General features: G+C 68.7%; 14 protein-coding genes and 1 pseudogene. 6 read left to right on the top strand and 9 right to left on the bottom strand.

Features of this window, described 5'->3' with window-relative positions:
• Positions 1-6: 6 nt before the first annotated feature.
• The 3 genes from ACQBAT_RS10895 to ACQBAT_RS10885 are packed head-to-tail and all read right to left on the bottom strand — an operon-like array spanning position 7 to position 2,347.
• Positions 7-495, bottom strand: coding sequence for a hypothetical protein (locus ACQBAT_RS10895; RefSeq protein ID WP_420746985.1), 489 nt, complete (start codon positions 493-495; stop codon positions 7-9).
• Complete coding sequence (locus ACQBAT_RS10890) at positions 492-1,529, bottom strand: dihydrofolate reductase (RefSeq protein WP_420746984.1); 1,038 nt, start codon at positions 1,527-1,529, stop codon at positions 492-494. The genes ACQBAT_RS10895 and ACQBAT_RS10890 overlap by 4 nt, the downstream gene beginning before the upstream one ends.
• Positions 1,526-2,347 (bottom strand): thymidylate synthase, encoded by an 822-nt coding sequence (locus ACQBAT_RS10885; RefSeq protein WP_420746983.1) that lies wholly within the window; start codon positions 2,345-2,347, stop codon positions 1,526-1,528. Before ACQBAT_RS10885 ends, ACQBAT_RS10890 begins: the two co-directional genes overlap by 4 nt.
• 64 nt (positions 2,348-2,411) lie before the next feature.
• Here ACQBAT_RS10885 and ACQBAT_RS10880 point away from each other — a divergent pair, with 64 nt between their 5' ends.
• The 4 genes and pseudogenes from ACQBAT_RS10880 (at position 2,412) to ACQBAT_RS10865 (ending at position 8,155) form a co-directional block, all read left to right on the top strand.
• Positions 2,412-4,097, top strand: coding sequence for a ribonuclease J (locus ACQBAT_RS10880; RefSeq protein ID WP_420746982.1), 1,686 nt, complete (start codon positions 2,412-2,414; stop codon positions 4,095-4,097).
• Positions 4,098-4,242: 145 nt separating this feature from the next.
• Complete coding sequence (locus tag ACQBAT_RS10875; RefSeq protein ID WP_427197688.1) at positions 4,243-5,046, top strand: endonuclease/exonuclease/phosphatase family protein; 804 nt, start codon at positions 4,243-4,245, stop codon at positions 5,044-5,046.
• 800 nt (positions 5,047-5,846) lie between these two features.
• Positions 5,847-7,380 (top strand): annotated as a pseudogene (gene istA / locus ACQBAT_RS10870) (IS21 family transposase).
• Between the two features lie 214 nt (positions 7,381-7,594).
• Positions 7,595-8,155 carry an ATP-binding protein gene (locus tag ACQBAT_RS10865; RefSeq protein WP_427197687.1) on the top strand — a complete coding sequence of 187 codons (561 nt, stop codon included), beginning with the start codon at positions 7,595-7,597 and terminating at the stop codon, positions 8,153-8,155.
• A 308-nt stretch (positions 8,156-8,463) separates the two neighbouring features.
• On the opposite strand, the gene ACQBAT_RS10860 is transcribed toward ACQBAT_RS10865, so the two are convergent.
• Together ACQBAT_RS10860 and ACQBAT_RS10855 are read right to left on the bottom strand one after the other, a co-directional pair.
• A complete protein-coding gene (locus ACQBAT_RS10860; protein ID WP_427197686.1) occupies positions 8,464-9,048 on the bottom strand; it encodes an integrase core domain-containing protein in 585 nt (194 codons plus the stop codon).
• Between the two features lie 361 nt (positions 9,049-9,409).
• A complete protein-coding gene (locus ACQBAT_RS10855) occupies positions 9,410-9,727 on the bottom strand; it encodes a helix-turn-helix domain-containing protein (RefSeq protein WP_075813249.1) in 318 nt (105 codons plus the stop codon).
• Between the two features lie 188 nt (positions 9,728-9,915).
• Between ACQBAT_RS10855 and ACQBAT_RS10850 the strand changes: the two genes are divergently transcribed.
• Positions 9,916-10,896 carry an HNH endonuclease gene (locus ACQBAT_RS10850; protein ID WP_427197685.1) on the top strand — a complete coding sequence of 327 codons (981 nt, stop codon included), beginning with the start codon at positions 9,916-9,918 and terminating at the stop codon, positions 10,894-10,896.
• A gap of 37 nt (positions 10,897-10,933) precedes the next feature.
• Here ACQBAT_RS10850 and ACQBAT_RS10845 read toward each other — a convergent pair whose 3' ends face one another.
• Complete coding sequence (locus ACQBAT_RS10845; RefSeq protein ID WP_420748747.1) at positions 10,934-11,350, bottom strand: 2TM domain-containing protein; 417 nt, start codon at positions 11,348-11,350, stop codon at positions 10,934-10,936.
• A gap of 19 nt (positions 11,351-11,369) precedes the next feature.
• Positions 11,370-11,534 (bottom strand): 2TM domain-containing protein, encoded by a 165-nt coding sequence (locus tag ACQBAT_RS10840; RefSeq protein WP_420748748.1) that lies wholly within the window; start codon positions 11,532-11,534, stop codon positions 11,370-11,372.
• A gap of 414 nt (positions 11,535-11,948) precedes the next feature.
• On the opposite strand from ACQBAT_RS10840, the gene ACQBAT_RS10835 reads away from it, so the two are divergent.
• Complete coding sequence (locus tag ACQBAT_RS10835; protein WP_420748749.1) at positions 11,949-14,618, top strand: DNA translocase FtsK 4TM domain-containing protein; 2,670 nt, start codon at positions 11,949-11,951, stop codon at positions 14,616-14,618.
• Between the two features lie 18 nt (positions 14,619-14,636).
• On the opposite strand, the gene ACQBAT_RS10830 is transcribed toward ACQBAT_RS10835, so the two are convergent.
• Together ACQBAT_RS10830 and ACQBAT_RS10825 are read right to left on the bottom strand one after the other, a co-directional pair.
• Positions 14,637-14,891, bottom strand: a complete 255-nt coding sequence (locus ACQBAT_RS10830; protein WP_420748750.1) for a hypothetical protein — start codon at positions 14,889-14,891, stop codon at positions 14,637-14,639.
• 31 nt (positions 14,892-14,922) lie between these two features.
• A complete protein-coding gene (locus tag ACQBAT_RS10825) occupies positions 14,923-16,068 on the bottom strand; it encodes an SGNH/GDSL hydrolase family protein (protein WP_420748751.1) in 1,146 nt (381 codons plus the stop codon).
• Between the last annotated feature and the right edge of the window lie 3 nt (positions 16,069-16,071).

Here is a 16,071-nt window from a genome sequence, read left to right as displayed (position 1 = left end):
CTCTAGCTACCCGGTGGGACCGAGGTCGGCGTCGAGGTCGCGGACCTGTGGGACGGCCCAGGCCGCCAGCGCGGCGGCGAGCGCCGCGGGCACCAGGACCCCGACCCACTGCCAACCCCCGACCCCCAGGGGAGTCCCTGTCGGGGCGATCGCCAGGATCGTGAGGACGACCAGGTAGGTGGCGCCGGTGGCCAGCGCCGCTCGCACCGCGATCTCGTCGCGACCCGTCCGACCCCCAGTCACACCGGCCGTCAGCGCTCCGCTGAGGGCGCCCAGCATCGCGCCCAGGGCGCCGCCCATGATGAGTCCGGCGATACCCGAGGCGAAGGCGACCCCGGTCACCCCGGCGTCCTGGGGTGGGTCGGTGCTGGTCAGCACGCTGGCGGCGCCGCTGACAGCGCCCACGAGGCCGCACACCGCCACGCCTACGAGGACGCAGACGATCGCGTAGCGCACGCCCGGCCCGGGGCCGGAACCGCGTTGGCCCAGGCTCACCGATCGGTCCGTTCGCCGGTCCGTTCGTAGGTCCGTTCGTAGGTCACCCACGCGGTCACCGGAGCGTCGCCGGCGATCCTGTCGATCTCCTGCCAGAGCGCAGGGTCGATGTCGGGGAAACGGGTCGCGCCCTCCGGTTCCAGGTCCACCTCGGTGATGATCAGCCGGTGGGCGTGCTCGATGGTCTGCGCATAGATCTGGCCACCCCCCGCGATGAACACCTCACCGTCTCCGGCGATCATCAACGCCTCCCGCAGCGAGTGCGCGACCTCGGCGCCCGGCGCAGACCAGTACCGGTCCCGGGTCACCACGATCGTGCGTCGACCGGGCAGAGCGCGGCCGATGGAATCCCAGGTGCCCCGTCCCATGACCAGGGTGCCGCCCATGGTCGTGCTCTTGAAGAAGCGGAGGTCCTCGGGCAGATGCCACGGCATCTGCTCGCCATCACCGATCACCCCGTTGCGCCCGACGGCGGCGATGAGCGTGAGCGTCTGGGTGAAGCCGAAGCTGTGGAAGGTGGGAGTCGCCGTGGTCTTGGGCGTGGGTCCCTCTGTCGATGTGTGCCGGCGCGCGGCGATGGTGTCCAGCGCGGCGCGCTCGTGCGGCACCACCTTGTCCGGTAGCGCCGCGAGCGGCCACCAGCGCAGCTCACCGGCCTTGTCCGGCTCCTGGATGGTGGGTTCGCCGGACCACCTACGGGCGGTCAGGAACAGATCGAGGCGCTCCTCGAGCCCGGACGGTATGGCGCAGGTCCGCTGGGTGACCACCTCCAGGCGGAGGTCGGCCGGGTCGAGGTCGATCCCCAGTTCTTCCTGAGCCTCGCGGGCAGCGGCCTCGAGCACCGTCTCGCCCTGCTCGACATGGCCAGCTGCCCCGCAGGCCCACCAGCCGTCCATGTAGGTCGTCCCGCTGCGGAGCTGGAGCAGCACCTCGACGCCACCCTCGACGCCAGCGCTCGCATCAGGGGATGAGGCGGGCTCCCGCACCAACGCCACGTAGGAGGCGGGGATGACCGCGAACCGGGGTTGCGTCATACCGCGATCGGGGCCTTGATCGTGGGGGCTGCGACATAGTCGCGCACCTCGATGTCCGCCAGCTGGAAGGCGTCGATCTCGCGCACCTCGGGGTTGAGCCACAGCGTGGGGAGCGGGCCCGGGGTGCGTCTCAACTGCTCCTCTGCCTGCTCCAGGTGGTTGAGGTAGAGGTGCGCGTCGCCGATGCTGTGCACGAAGTCCTTGGGCCGCAGATCCGTCACGTGGGCGACCAGGTGAGTCAGAAGCGCGTAGCTGACGATGTTGAAGGGGACGCCGAGGAAGGTGTCCGCGCTGCGCTGGTAGAGCTGGCAGGACAGCCAGCCGCGCTGGTCCGCGTCGTCCTGGGACGCCGGGGCCACGTAGAACTGGAAGAGCGTGTGGCACGGGGGCAGCGCCATGTCGTCGACGTCGGCGACATTCCAGGCTGAGACGATGTGGCGGCGGGAATCGGGGTTGGTGCGCAGGCCGGCGATCAGGCGCTCGATCTGGTCGATGGATCCGCCGTCGGGGGTCGGCCAGGACCGCCACTGGTGGCCGTAGACGGGGCCGAGGTCGCCGTTCTCGTCGGCCCACTCGTCCCAGATCGTGATCCGGTTGTCGTGCAGCCAGCCGATGTTGGTGTCACCGCGCAAGAACCAGAGCAGCTCGCCGATCACCGAGCGCATGTGCAGCTTCTTGGTGGTGAGCGCAGGGAACCCCGCGGTCAGGTCGAAGCGCATCTGGTGTCCGAAGATCGACAGCGTGCCGGTGCCGGTGCGGTCGGTCTTGCGCACCCCCTCGGTGCGGATCGTGTCGAGGAGCTCGAGGTAGGGCTGCATGGTTCTCAGCCTAGAGCGGCCCACCGACATGGCGAGCGTGGCACGCGTCGTTAGGCTGAGCGTCATGAGCCATCCGCACCCCGAGCTGACCGAACCCGGACCCCTCGCCGACAACGACGTACGCGTCATACCGCTCGGCGGACTGGGTGAGGTGGGGCGGAATATGGCCGTCCTGGAGCACAAGGGCAAGTTGCTCGTCATCGACTGCGGCGTGCTCTTCCCCGAGGAGAACCACCCGGGCGTGGATCTGATCCTGCCCGACTTCGGGCCGATCGAGGACCGGCTGGACGACATCGTGGCGATCGTGCTGACCCACGGTCACGAGGACCACATCGGGGCGGTGCCCTATCTGCTGCGGCTGAAGAACGACATCCCGCTGATCGGCTCTCAGCTCACCTTGGCGCTGATCGAGGCCAAGCTCAAGGAGCACAAGATCAGGCCGCTGACGATGGGTGTGAAGGAGGGTGACGTCGAGGAGCTCGGGCCGTTCGAGTGCGAGTTCGTGGCGGTGAACCACTCCATCCCGGATGCCCTCGCCGTCTTCGTGCGCACCTCCGGTGGGAACATCCTGCACACTGGTGATTTCAAGATGGACCAGTTGCCGCTGGACGGCCGGATCACCGACCTGCGGGCCTTCGCGCGGCTGGGGGAGGAGGGGGTCGACCTGTTCATGACCGACTCCACCAACGCCCACATCCCGGGTTTCACCACCCCTGAGCGCAACATCAGCCCGGCGATCGACCGGGTCTTCCACGACGCCAAGCGGCGCATCATCGTGGCCTGCTTCTCCTCGCACGTGCACCGCGTCCAGCAGGTGCTGGACGCCGCCGTGGAGTCCGGCCGGAAGGTCGCGATGGTGGGTCGTTCCATGATCCGCAACATGGGGATCGCCTCGGATCTGGGCTATCTGAACGTGCCGGACGGTGTCCTGGTCGATCTGGGTCGCCTCACCCAACTGCCGGATGACGAGCAGGTGCTGATCTGCACGGGCTCCCAGGGGGAGCCGATGGCGGCGCTGTCGCGGATGGCCAACGGCGATCACAAGATCGATGTGGGCGAGGGCGACACGGTGCTGATGGCCTCGTCGCTGATCCCCGGCAACGAGAACGCCGTCTACCGGGTAATCAACGGTTTGACCCGGCTGGGCGCCAAGGTGGTCCACAAGGAGAACGCGCTGGTGCATGTCTCCGGTCACGCCAGCGCCGGCGAGTTGCTCTACTGCTACAACATCGTCAAGCCTCGGAATGTGATGCCGGTGCACGGCGAGTGGCGCCACATGGTGGCCAACGGCGATCTGGCCGTGGCCACCGGGGTGCCGCGCGAGAACATCGTGCTGGCCGAGGACGGGGTCGTGGTCGATCTCGTCGACGGTCAGGCGCGGATCGCCGGCGCGGTGGACGTGGGTTATGTGTATGTCGACGGCTCGCTGGTCGGTGCCGCGGACGAGACGATGCTGAAGGATCGTCGGATCCTGCGCGACGAGGGCTTCGTGACCATCATCGTGGTGCGCGATGCCTCGAACGGAACGATTGCGGCTGGTCCGGAGATCCAGACCCGAGGTTTCGCGGAGGGTCAGGATGTCTTCGACAAGGTGCGTCCGAGGCTCGTCGAGGCGCTCAAGGAGGCCCAGCAGAACGGTGTCCAGGACACCTATCAGCTGCAGCAGGTCATCCGCCGGACGGTCGGGTCGTTCCTCGGTGGGAAGCTGCGCCGTCGGCCGATGATCATCCCCATCGTGATCGACGCCTGATGCGCGTGCGGTGACGGGGAGGGCCTGGGTGCGCGTCGCGACGGGCGTCCTCGCAGGCTGGTGGGTGGTTGCGTGTGTCCTGACGCTCGCGCGCTGGCTCGATCTCCCGGGGCCCCTGCCTCTGCTGCAGGCAGGACTGGTCCCGGTGGGCCTCTCGCTCGTCCCGCTGCTCCTGTGCACCGTGGTCCTGCGCCGATGGCTGCTGGTGCTGTCAGTGCTCGCGCTGGGGATGGTCCATCTAGCGATCGCGATTCCATGGTGGATCGACCAGGGGATCGATGAGAGTGAGGACGACCTGATCGTGGCGGCGATCAACCTCGAGTACGGGCGAGGTTCGATGGATGACGTCGAAGCCCTGGTCCAGCGGCACCACGTGGACGTGCTGGTGCTGATCGAGGCCACCCCGGCGACTGCTCGAGCGTTGGAGTCCAGCACTCTGGCCGACGACTTGCCCCACCGCTCCGGCGAGGTGAGCCCGGATGCCAGCGGCACCCTCGTCCTGACCCGCGCGCCGCATGAGGCCCGGGAGAGCCCACCTGGATTCGTCTTCGGACAGGAGATCGTCGATCTTGGCAGCGATGTCACGGTGGTGGCGGCTCACACCTTTCCGCCGGTCGGTTCGTCGACGCAGGTCTGGCGGGAGGAATTGCGCACGCTGGGGAGGGGCATCGAGGACGAGCCGACCCGGGGGCTGGTCGTCTTGGGAGATCTCAATGCTTCGACTGGCCATCCCGCGCTGCGCGAACTGATGACCGAGCAGCGGTTGGAGGCCGCCCATCGCGTTGCTGGCCAGGGCTGGGTGCGAACCTGGCCGCGCAACTCCCAGATCCCGCCCTTTGTGCAGATCGACCACGTGCTGGTCCGCGGGCTCGATGTCGTCGATGCCGGCACCTGGCCAGTCGCCGACACCGATCACCTCGCGGTCTGGGCCAGGCTCGCAGCCCCCTGAGATCCGCCGGGGTGCTCCGCGGAGCACTGCAACGCCGCAGGCCACAGCGCTGCAGGGTCCGATGTGGGGTGTCCTGCGTCGTGGTGGAGAGATGGCGCCGGGCCCATGTGGGTGCCAGTTGATGCAGTCCTGCGCGAGCCGGGCCGCGGGTTTGCGGGAGGTATGTCAGTGGTCGTCCCTACGGTGAGATCCATCAGCTCGAGGGGAGCTGGTCACGGCGGGAGGGACATCATGGATCGGACAGATCAAGGCACCCATGCCGAAGACGAGGTTGCCGAGGACGCGGTCGCCGAGGTCGGAGGTGGTGAGCACGCGGTCGCCGAGGACGGAGCAGGTGGGGACGGAATCGGTGCAGGCGGAGTGAGTGCAGAAATCGAAGCCCAGCACGCTGTTCCTGAGGATGTCGGCGGCACTCACAGGGAGTTCCAGGGTGCACAGATCGGCACGAGGTGGGAACCGCAGGACACAGGGCATTGGCAGCGGGACAGTGAAGCCCTTGGAGATGAGATCGCCCTGTTAGCGGGTCAGATCGCTGCTGCGACCTATCAGTTCTTGGCCCTGCTGGCGAGGTTCGATGAGATGGGCGGGTGGGGCGGCGTGGGGTCTCGGTCCCTACCGCACTGGTTGTCCTGGCGTGCTGTCCATGGCCGTGGCAAAGTCCCCACTGGTGGCCACGTGAGGTCCCCGCGGGTGGCCAAGTAAAAGTCCCCACCCTCTGCTCGTGTCGTCCATGAGCTGAGCCCCTGGACGGTGAACGGTGGCGGTGTCTAGCCAGTCACCACACCGCCCAGGGAGCTCCATTGAAGAACATGAGGGAAGAGTTGGACATCATCACCGCCTACAACATGGTGGGCACCTACCGCGGTGCCGCAGAGATCTGCGGCACCACCCACAAGACCGTCAAGCGCGTCGTGCAGCGTCACGCCACCGGGGAACCGCGCCCGGTCAGGGCACCGCGGCCGGCCAACTACGAGGACGTGCGCGGCCTCGTCGCAGCCGGTGTCGACACGGCCAAGGCGCGGATCAGCGCCAGCGGTTGCTGCCCACGGCCCGCGCGGCCGGGTACACCGGCTCGGCCCGCAACTTCCGCCGCCTGGTGGCCGAGGAGAAAAAGGCCTGGCGTGCCAAGCACGGCCGGACCCACCGGCCGGCGTCCTGGTCCCCGGGTGAGCACCTGGTCATCGACTGGGGCGTGATCGCCGGCGTGCACGTCTTCGCCGCGGTACTGGCCTGGTCGAGGTTCCGGTTCGTCCGCTTCGCCGCTGATGAGAAGGCCGCGACGACGATGGCCATGCTGGCCGAGTGCTTCGAGGTCCTCGGCGGTGTCCCGAAGGTCGTCCTCGCCGACCGGATGGGCTGCCTCAAGGGTGGGGTGGTCGCCAACCGTGTCGTGCCCACGGCCGAGTACGTCCGGTTCGCCACGCACTACCGGTTCCGGCCCGACTTCTGCGAGGCGGCCGACCCGGAGTCCAAGGGCATCGTCGAGGCCTTGGTCCGCTACGGCAAGGACGACCTCGCCCGGCCGCTGCTGCTCTCGAGCACGCCCAAGGGCTCGACGGTGAGGAGCAGGCCGCGGCTGCGCGGATCCTGGCCGACCTCGCTCGCGCCAACCAGCGCGCGGCCGAGTGGTGTGCGGAGGTCAACGCCGCGGTCCACTCAGAGATCGCCGCGGTCCCGAACGAGCGGCTGGCCAAGGAGGTCGACCTGCTCACCGAGCTGCCCTCGCTGCGCCCGGTCATCGGGCCGGCACCGGCGACCCGCAAGGTCGACAAGCTGTCCACGATCCGGCTCGGCTCGGCGCGGTACTCGGTGCCGAACCGGCTCATCGGCACCCAGGTGGGCGTGGTCGTCGACGGCACCCGGGTGCTCATCCTCGACGTCGGCACCGGCGAGGTCCACGCCGCGCACCCGCTCACCTCGCCGGGTGAGGCCTCGGTGCTGGACGAGCACTACGGCGGTGCCCGCCCGGCGGTACCGGTGCGGGCGATCCGGCCGCGCAGCGCGGCGGAGGTCGCCTTCTGCGCGCTCGGCCCGGCCGCCGCCGAGGCGTTCATCGCCGGCGCCGCCGGCGCCGGACACACCCGCCTCGGCCCCGAGCTGGCCGAGCTGAACACCCTGGCCGCCGCCCACGGCCACGCCGCGATGGTCGCCGCCCTGGAGCGAGCAACCGCGTTCGGGCGGTGGCGCGCGGCCGATGTCCGCTCGATCCTGGCCGCCGGCACCGGGGTCCCCACCCCGCGCCCGGCCGGTGACGCCCTCGTGCTGGACCTGCCCACGAGTACGGGACGCTCGCTGGCCGAGTACGCCCCGGCCACCAAGGCGGTGTCCTCGTGAGCGCATCCACCCCGCCGGTGCTGGACGCGGACCTGACCGCGGGGCTGCGCCGGCTGAAGCTCGCCGCGATGCGACAGCTCGCCCCCGAGCTGCTCGTCACGGCCAAGACCCAACGCTGGTCTCCCGAGGAGGTGCTGCGGGCCCTGGTCGAGGCCGAGATCACCGCCCGCGACGCCTCCAACGAGCGAGCACGCCTCAAGGCGCGGCCTTCCCGGTGCTCAAGACCATCGAGGACTTCGACCTGGCCGCGTCCTCGATCCCCGCGCCGACGTGGGCCTACCTCACCAGCCTGGAGTGGATCCGTGCCAAGGAGAACGTGGCCCTGATCGGCCCGGCCGGCACGGGCAAGTCACACACCCTCATCGCACTGGGTCACGCCGCCGTCCTCGCCGGCCACCGGGTCCGGTACCTGACCGCGGCCGACCTCGTCGAGACGCTCTACCGCGGCCTGGCCGACAACACCGTGGGCAAGGTCATAGAGGTGCTGCTGCGCAACGACGTCGTCCTGGTCGACGAGATCGGCTTCGCCCCGCTGGACGACACCGGTGCCCAGCTGCTGTTCCGGTTCGTCGCCGCCGCCTACGAACGCCGCTCCCTGGGCATCGCCTCGCACCACTCCTTCGAGGACTGGGGCAGATTCCTGCCCGAGCACACCACCGCCGTCTCGATGCTCGACCGGCTGCTGCACCACGCCACCACCGTCGTCACCAACGGCCAGTCCTACCGCATGCGCCAAGCCCGTCAACGCCGAGGAGGTGAGCACATCAGTCAGTGATCAACCCCGCAGAGGGTGGGGACTTCCACCTGGCCAAAACCGGGGACTTTGGAGTGGCCGTTGACACGTGCCGGGATGAGCCTGCGGACGTGCACTGCGCGATCTACCGATCATGAGCGAGGCCTTCAGCCGTGGCGAGCTTTCGTTCTCCAAGGTGCGTGCCCTGACCAGGGTGGCTACTCCCCAGCGGGAGGAGGAGCTCGTCCGGCTCGCGCGCAACGCCCCGGCGGCTTACGTAGAGCGCATCGTCGGGGGACTGCGGAAGGTCAAGAAGCAGACCCCCACGCCGACCAAATCCGTGTCCCGTGTCAAGGAAGTGGCAGGGTTTCGCCCTCGGGAAAGTTGGGTGTGCCGGGGTCGGCCAGGCCCAGGTGCACGTCCCGGGGCCGGTTCCAGGAGAGTGCTTCGTGGGGCCGGACGGTGTTGAACTCGGCGCGGAAGTCCTCTCCGTGCTCGACCAGGTCGTGGATGTCGTCGATCTGCTCCCTGTAAAGCCGCTCGTACTTCAGCGACTGGAACGCCCGCTCGCGCACCCCGTTCTGCCCAGGAGTCCTGACCCGGGTGCGGACATGGTCCAGCTCTGGGGTGTTCTCGATCAGGGCCGCGAAGGTGGCTGAGCGGAACGGGCCACCGTTGTCGGTCACCAACGTGATGGGCACGACCTCCCCGGTGACGGGGTCGGTGAGGTACTCCAGCAGGTCCAGCCCCTCAGGCAGCATCGAGGCCGCCTCCGCCAGCGCGAGCTCGACCGCGGCGACCGCGTCGTGCTTGTTCGCGGTCGGTGACCAGTGCCACCCGAACTCGTACTTGGACCAGTAGTCCGCGATCCCCGCGACTCGCCAGGTCCCACCCTTGGCGGTCTCGTACTCGGAGAAGTCGAACTGCCAGACCATGTTCGGACCCGTCGGGGTCTTGGCGAACGCGGTTGCTGCTGCTGGGCCAGGTCACGACGTTCCCGCTGGTAGTCCGCCTTCAGCAACAACCCGGCGTCGTCCAGGATTCGCGCCGTGGTCGACATCGACACCCGGTGGCCGCCGTGGCGGGCCATGGCCCAGATCTTGCGGTGGCCCCACGCGGCGTGCTTGGCCGCCAGGCCAGCGATCACCTCCCGGGATGCCTCGCGGGCCGGCTGCGGCCAGGGCCCCTTGGCGGGGCGCCCGGCGCGGGCGTGGGCCTGCCAGCGACGGTAGGTCCGTTCGGGGATGCCGACCAGTGCGCAGAACCTCGTGGTCGGCATCCCCGCCTCGGTACGGATTACCTCGAGGTCCTCGAAGGGCCCAGGCGGCCCTCAGCGCTCTTCTTCCACACCCGCGCCTCAAGATGGGCCTCACCCAATGCGGTGGTCAGCTCGGCGATCTCCGCCTCCAGCTGCTCCTCCCGGGTCGAGGGACCGGTCCGGCCCGAGGCCAGCGCGGTTCGTCCCGCCTCCAGGAACTCAGCCTTCCAGCGGCCGATCGACTGCTCGGAGACCTTCTCCTTGCGCGCCGCTTCGGCGATGCTCATCTCGCCTGCCAGGACACTCAGCACGATCCTGGTCTTCTTCTCCGCCGGGATCACAGGTGGTCGACCCATAGGCCATCTCCTCCTCGGTCACGCCGATCATGCCCTCATAACCGGTCTGCCAAGAAGTTTGAGACGCGACATCCGCGACCCCATCAGATAAGACCGGAATCGATGCAACCGGCTCTGAGCCGCCGTGGTCTGCGGCGCCGCCGCGTACCCTGCAGTGGCGCTGGGACGAGGAGACCGATGAGCTGGTGATGTGGGGCCGGTTCGGCGCGGCGGACGGGAAAATGCTCCTCGCCGCCCTCACCAGGGCAGAGCTCGAACGCATCAGGACCCGCGAGCACGACGCTGCAGACGATCCCGCTGAATGTGAGGACAAGACCCACGTGGAGCGTGAGACGAACATCGCGACCGAGTCTGCGACGGACGCTGAGACGGACGATGCCGCACCAGACCGTACGGCACCGCCTCCCTTGCAGGCGGGTCCGGCGCTCATAGCACTGGCACAGATGGGCCTCGCGGCTACTGAGGCACCGACCTATGCAGCGGCAGCCGAGGTGCTTTACGTCCATCAGCGCCCGGACGTCAGCGATGACGGCTCCACTCCCGTGGTGCGGGCCCATGACGGTCCCGCCCTCGACGAAGCCACCGGCGACGAAGCGATGTGCGGAGCCGACTCGCGCTGCGTCCTTCAGTCGGGCAAGGGCGCGGTCCTCGCCTACGGTCGCAAGAAGCGACGATTCTCACCGGCGCAACTCAAGGCGTTGCAGCTGCGAGATGGCGGTTGTCGGACGCCTGGATGTCAGCGGACGCGTTTCCTGCACGCCCACCACGTCGTGTACTGGAGTCACGGCGGGCCGACGGATCTCGACAACGCGATCCTGCTGTGCAGCGGATGCCATCGGTCGGTTCACCTAGGCCATCTGCGCATCCTCGCGCACGGTGGTCAGCGGTTCACCTTCATCTCGGCTTCGAGCAATACGGTGATGGAGGAGTCGCCTGCTCTCTTCGGGTTGGCGGACCATCTCATCGACGGCAAGCATGTCCGCCCGATGACGATCCGACCGTGGACCGTGACGGGGGGCTGGTGGGGAGAGCCGCTGGACCTGAGCCTGCTCACCTCCGAACTCATCGCGCACTGGAGGATGCACGGCGCCTGGCCACAGAGTGCTGACGCTCCTCCTCGGCCCTTTGATCAGCCCTCCCCACCCTCACCCTTTGCGCCCGCAGCATGACCCGCCCCTGCCCCGCCACTGCCCCCGCTCCTGCCTGTCAGTCCTTTCCGCCCCTCGCGATGCGTTTGCGACGCAGACGCTCGGTTTCCAGACGAATCTCTTCCTCGGTCGGCTCGCGATCCAGGAACAGTCCGGCGGCGTGGAGCCCCACGCCGATACCCCAGCCCATCATCGGGAAGATCGGCCAGTAGAAGCTGCCGAACCCCGTTGTGACCAACCAGATGACGTTCAACAGCAGCATGACCAGGAGGTAGGACAGCGCATGCCAGTAGAAACCGCGCCGCTCCTCGATGCTCTCCAGCGCACGCTCGCGCTCGGCCTCGGAGAGCTCAACAGGAGGCCGGTTCGCCCCGTCGTTTGCGCCTGTTGGCGCCGGTGACCTGTCGTCCTGGGTGTCAGGGACGGAGTCCGGATCGTAGGCGGGCAGGGGCGGACGCGATGGGTCTTCGCTCACATCGTCCACACTAGCGGGCTCAACGGTCGTGGCGGCGCCCGCCGAGGGTCACCGCGCCCGTCGAGAACAGGCCGATGCCCCAGCCGAGCATGGGCCAGGTCGGCCAGAAGTGCCCTGAGCCCGTGAGGGTCGGCGCAGTATTCGTCTGCACGACGGTGGCAGTGGGGCTCGGCTGGATGGTCATGACTCGACGCTAGGGTCCAGGGCTCCCACTCGGCCGTGACAGATGTCAAGAGTCCGGTATGACGTTCGCGGCCGCTCGCGCGTGTGCGACGGGTCCTGGGAACAGTCGACAGTACGCCGCGGACGGCGTGGGACGGCTGTGACGGGCGTGGTCATTGGGTACCGTGCGAACGTGGCCAGATCTACGACTTCCTCGACCAGCACCCGCGCGAGCGGCAGCAAGGGCTCCTCGACGCGCCCGGCAAGCCGCTCCGGCAGCGGTCGGTCGGGCTCCGCATCAGGCCGCAACGCGGGGAGTTCTGGGGGGAGTTCACGTTCTGCTGCCGCGGCGCGCAAGCCGGCGGACAACGGCCCCAGCCTGCCCGGGCGCGCCTTCCGGGGCATCGCCGGTGCCGCCGGTGGCACTGTTCGCGCGATGAGTGATGCCGCTCACGACCTCGAGCCTGAGCACCGCCGGGACGGGGCAGGCTTCCTCCTGCTGGTCCTGGCCGTGATCGTCGCCCTTCGCGAGTGGTGGCACCTGGATGGCATGTTCGGCGATGCGGTGCACGCGGTGGCCGCCGGCACCCTCGGCCGGGTGGCTCTGGTGCTGCCGATCGTCCTGCTCTTCTTCGCGGTCCGGCTGTTTCGATCGCCGGACCAGCAGCAGGCCACCAACCGCATGGGGATCGGCACTACGGCCATGCTCATCGCGGCCAGCGGGATCACGCACCTGGCCACCGGCAACCCGGACTACGGTGAGGGCGCGGCCGTCATGCAGAACTCCGGCGGGATCCTGGGTTTCATTGCCTCCTCGATGCTGTCGGCCGCGATCACCACGACCGGGGCCGCCATCGTGCTCAGCCTGCTCGGCCTGTTCGGCTTCCTCGTCCTCACCCGCACACCGGTGCACCGCATCCCGGACCGGCTGCGCGAGATCGAGCAGCAACTCTTCGACTCCGCCCGCTTCGACGAGGTCGACCCCGACACCGGTGAGGTGCTCCCGCGCGCCCGCCGCGCGCGCAGGCGCGCCGGCGAGGTCGGCGACGACCGCGACGGTGACGTCGCCTTCGAGCAGGCTGCTCAGGTCGAGCGCGGCAAGGGTGGCCGCTCGCTCAAGGCGTCCGCCCGCCCGGCCCGCGCGAATCGGCGCACCGACACCGAGTCCGAGGACGAGAAGGCGCCGCCGCGCTCCCAGCAGAGCACACGGCATACCTCCTCGGACGCACCCGGGGAGACCACCGAGGAGATCCCGACCCTGCGCCCCGGGCAGAAGCGCCCCCAACCCCTCACGGCGGTCGAGAAGGCCAAGGCCAACGCCGGTGCCAAGGCGGTCGACAAGCCCGCCCTCGAAGCCCCGCCGACCACCCAGCTCCCGCAGCGCGTCGAGCAACTCCAGCTGGCCGGCGACGTCACCTACACGCTGCCCGACTCCGCGATGCTCAAGCCCGGCAGCCCGCACAAGGAGCGTTCGGAGGCCAACGACAAGGTGGTCGACGCCCTGACCGGTGTCCTTGAGGACTTCAACATCGACGCTCAGGTCACCGGCTTCATGCGCGGCCCCACGGTGACCCGCTACGAGGTCGAGCTGGGCCCGGGCGTGAAGGTCGAGCGGATCACGGCACTGTCCAAGAACATCGCCTATGCCGTCGCCTCGGCCGATGTGCGCATCCTCTCGCCGATCCCGGGCAAGTCGGCCGTCGGCGTCGAGATCCCCAACACCGACCGCGAGAACGTCAACCTCGGCGATGTGCTGCGCAGCCAGGCCGCGCGCAACAACACTCACCCGATGGTGATGGGCGTCGGCAAGGACGTCGAGGGTGGTTATGTCATCGCCAACCTGGCCAAGATGCCTCACATGCTGGTCGCGGGTGCGACGGGTTCGGGTAAGTCCAGCTTCGTCAACTCGATGATCACCTCGATCCTGATGCGTTCGACGCCCGATGAGGTGCGGATGATCCTGGTCGACCCCAAGCGGGTCGAGCTGACCGCCTACGAGGGCATCCCGCACCTGATCACCCCGATCATCACCAATCCCAAGAAGGCCGCCGAGGCGTTGGCCTGGGTGGTCAAGGAGATGGACAACCGGTACGACGACCTGTCCGCCTTCGGCTACAAGCACATCGACGACTTCAACAAGGCCATCCGGGCGGGCAAGGTGACCCCGCCGCCCGGCTCTGAGCGCGTCTTGCAGCCCTACCCCTACCTGCTCGTCGTCGTCGATGAGCTCGCTGACCTCATGATGGTCGCCCCCCGTGACGTCGAGGAGTCGGTCGTCCGCATCACTCAGCTGGCGCGGGCTGCGGGCATCCACCTGGTGCTGGCGACCCAGCGTCCGTCGGTGGACGTGGTCACCGGTCTGATCAAGGCCAACGTCCCCTCCCGTATGGCGTTTGCCACCTCCTCGCTCGCCGACTCCCGGGTGGTCCTTGACCAGCCGGGCGCCGAGAAGCTGATCGGCCAGGGCGACGCGCTCTTCCTGCCGATGGGTGCCTCCAAGCCGATGCGCGTGCAGGGTGCCTGGGTGAGCGAGTCCGAGATCCACGACGTGGTGGCGCACGTCACCGGGCAACTCAAGCCCACCTATGTCGAGGAGGTCGCGGCGGCGCCGGCCAAGAAGCAGATCGACGAGGACATCGGCGACGACCTCGACCTGCTCCTGCAGGCGGCCGAGCAGGTCATCACCACGCAGTTCGGGTCGACCTCGATGCTGCAGCGCAAGCTGCGGGTCGGCTTCGCCAAGGCCGGGCGACTGATGGACCTGATGGAGTCGCGCGGCATCGTCGGCCCGTCCGAGGGATCCAAGGCTCGGGACGTGCTGGTCAAGCCCGATGACCTGGAGGAGACGCTCGCTCTGCTGCAGGGCCACGAGCCGCCGCGGCCCGAGCCGGAGACTGACACCGAGCCGTTCGCCGCCGATGCTGCTGAGGTTGTGCCCGAGGATGACGCCTCTGCGGGAGCAGGTGCTGGCGGTGACTATGGCCAGCCGGGGCAGGCTCACCCCTACGACGACCGCTACGACGACGACCCCATCAGCGGCACGTACGTGGAGGACGACGAGCCAGAGGAGTCGGAGGACGCCTGGGACCTCACCGGTCGCGGCTGAGGTCAGGTCGCCTCAAGGTCAGATCACCTCGAGCCGATAGGCCAGGGCCGCCAGCACTGCGAGCGTGGCCAGTGCGAGGACGGCGTAGCGCAGCATCCCGATCGGCAGAAATGAGGCCGCCCCGAGCCCGGCCGCGATGCCCCCGAGCGAGATGACATTGCGCATCCGCGTCGCCACGCCGTCCGGGTCGCCGGGCAGATAGCCGCTCGCCCACGACTCGAGCACGAGCAGGAGGGCCAGGACCAGGACCGCGATTGCCCAGGTGGTCTTCATGGCGACACTGTACGGAGTCCCGCTGCACGCCTCAGGGCAGCGTGGCGAGGTACTCGTCGATCAGGCGGGCGATCTCCTCCTGGCCGCGCGCGGTGGGGTGGTAGGCCTCGGGGGGCTGGGCCCGGTGGTCGCCCCAGAACCCGAAGGTGAGGATCCACGGATCGTCGCTGCCGACGCCATTGCCAGCGAAGGCCTCGGTCGGGTCGATGAAGGTAAAGCCGTAGTGCTCGGCGTGGGCGCGCAGTCGGGCGTTGAGCAGGTCTGCCTTTCCGTTCATCCACATCGCCTCCTCGTTGGAGAAGACGATCCCGTCATAGTTCTCATCGAAGATGCGCGGGTAACCCACGATGACCACGTGCGCGTTGTCGCCGGTCTGGTTGCGGATGTCGTCATAGACAGCGCCGAGCGAGCCGCCTCCGGGTTCATCGCCGAAGAGGGCGGTCAGGTTCTCCTCCCACCGGCTGCTCGACGGGTCACCCGGGACCTGAGGGTCGTCCCAGTGGCCCATGCAGTTGTCGACACGACCTCCGCCGACCGGCGCACAGGACTGCAGGACATCAGCGAACTGCATGTCGTTGCCCCCCATGCTCACCACGACCAGCGACGTGTCGGAGTCGAGGTGGTCGCGCTGAGCAGGCTCGTCATTGCCTTGGGTCTCGTCCCAGTAGTCCCCGGTCCGCGCGCCCGAGCAGGCACCGAAGGTCGAGTTCTGTCCGCTGAACCAGCCCTCGCTGATCCGGTGGTATGACGCATTGTCGGAGCGGTGGCACATGTTCCGGGCGCCGGGGTCTCGCCTGAGCAGGTCATCCCACCAGGTGTTCTCCCCGGTCCGGTCGGTCTCGGGGTCGTAGTCCCGGGCGCCCTCGCCCGACCCATAGCTATCCCCGATGAAGACGAAGTTGCCCCCGGTGACCTCGTCTCGCGTCCAGCGCCGGTCCCGGTAGGGATCTCCCGTGCTGCCGTCGGAGGCCTCGTGCGGGCCGGAGATCGAGGTCTGTGCGCAACCGCTGCCACCGACGAAGCTGGTGACCTGGCAGATCGCCCGATCGGCGGCTGCGGCGATCGATCCACCCCAGCCCGGGGCGGCCAGGACCAGACCGGTGACCACGAGCACGCCGACGACGAGCACGCCGAGGTACTCCAGCGTCGACGCCCCCCGCTCGATCCTCCGGCGCATCCC

It is taken from the genome of Ornithinimicrobium pulveris (genome assembly GCF_050261105.1).
GTDB lineage: Bacteria > Actinomycetota > Actinomycetes > Actinomycetales > Dermatophilaceae > Ornithinicoccus.
Note: the sequence above shows the minus strand (reverse complement) of the source record. Positions and strands in the feature narration are given on the sequence as shown.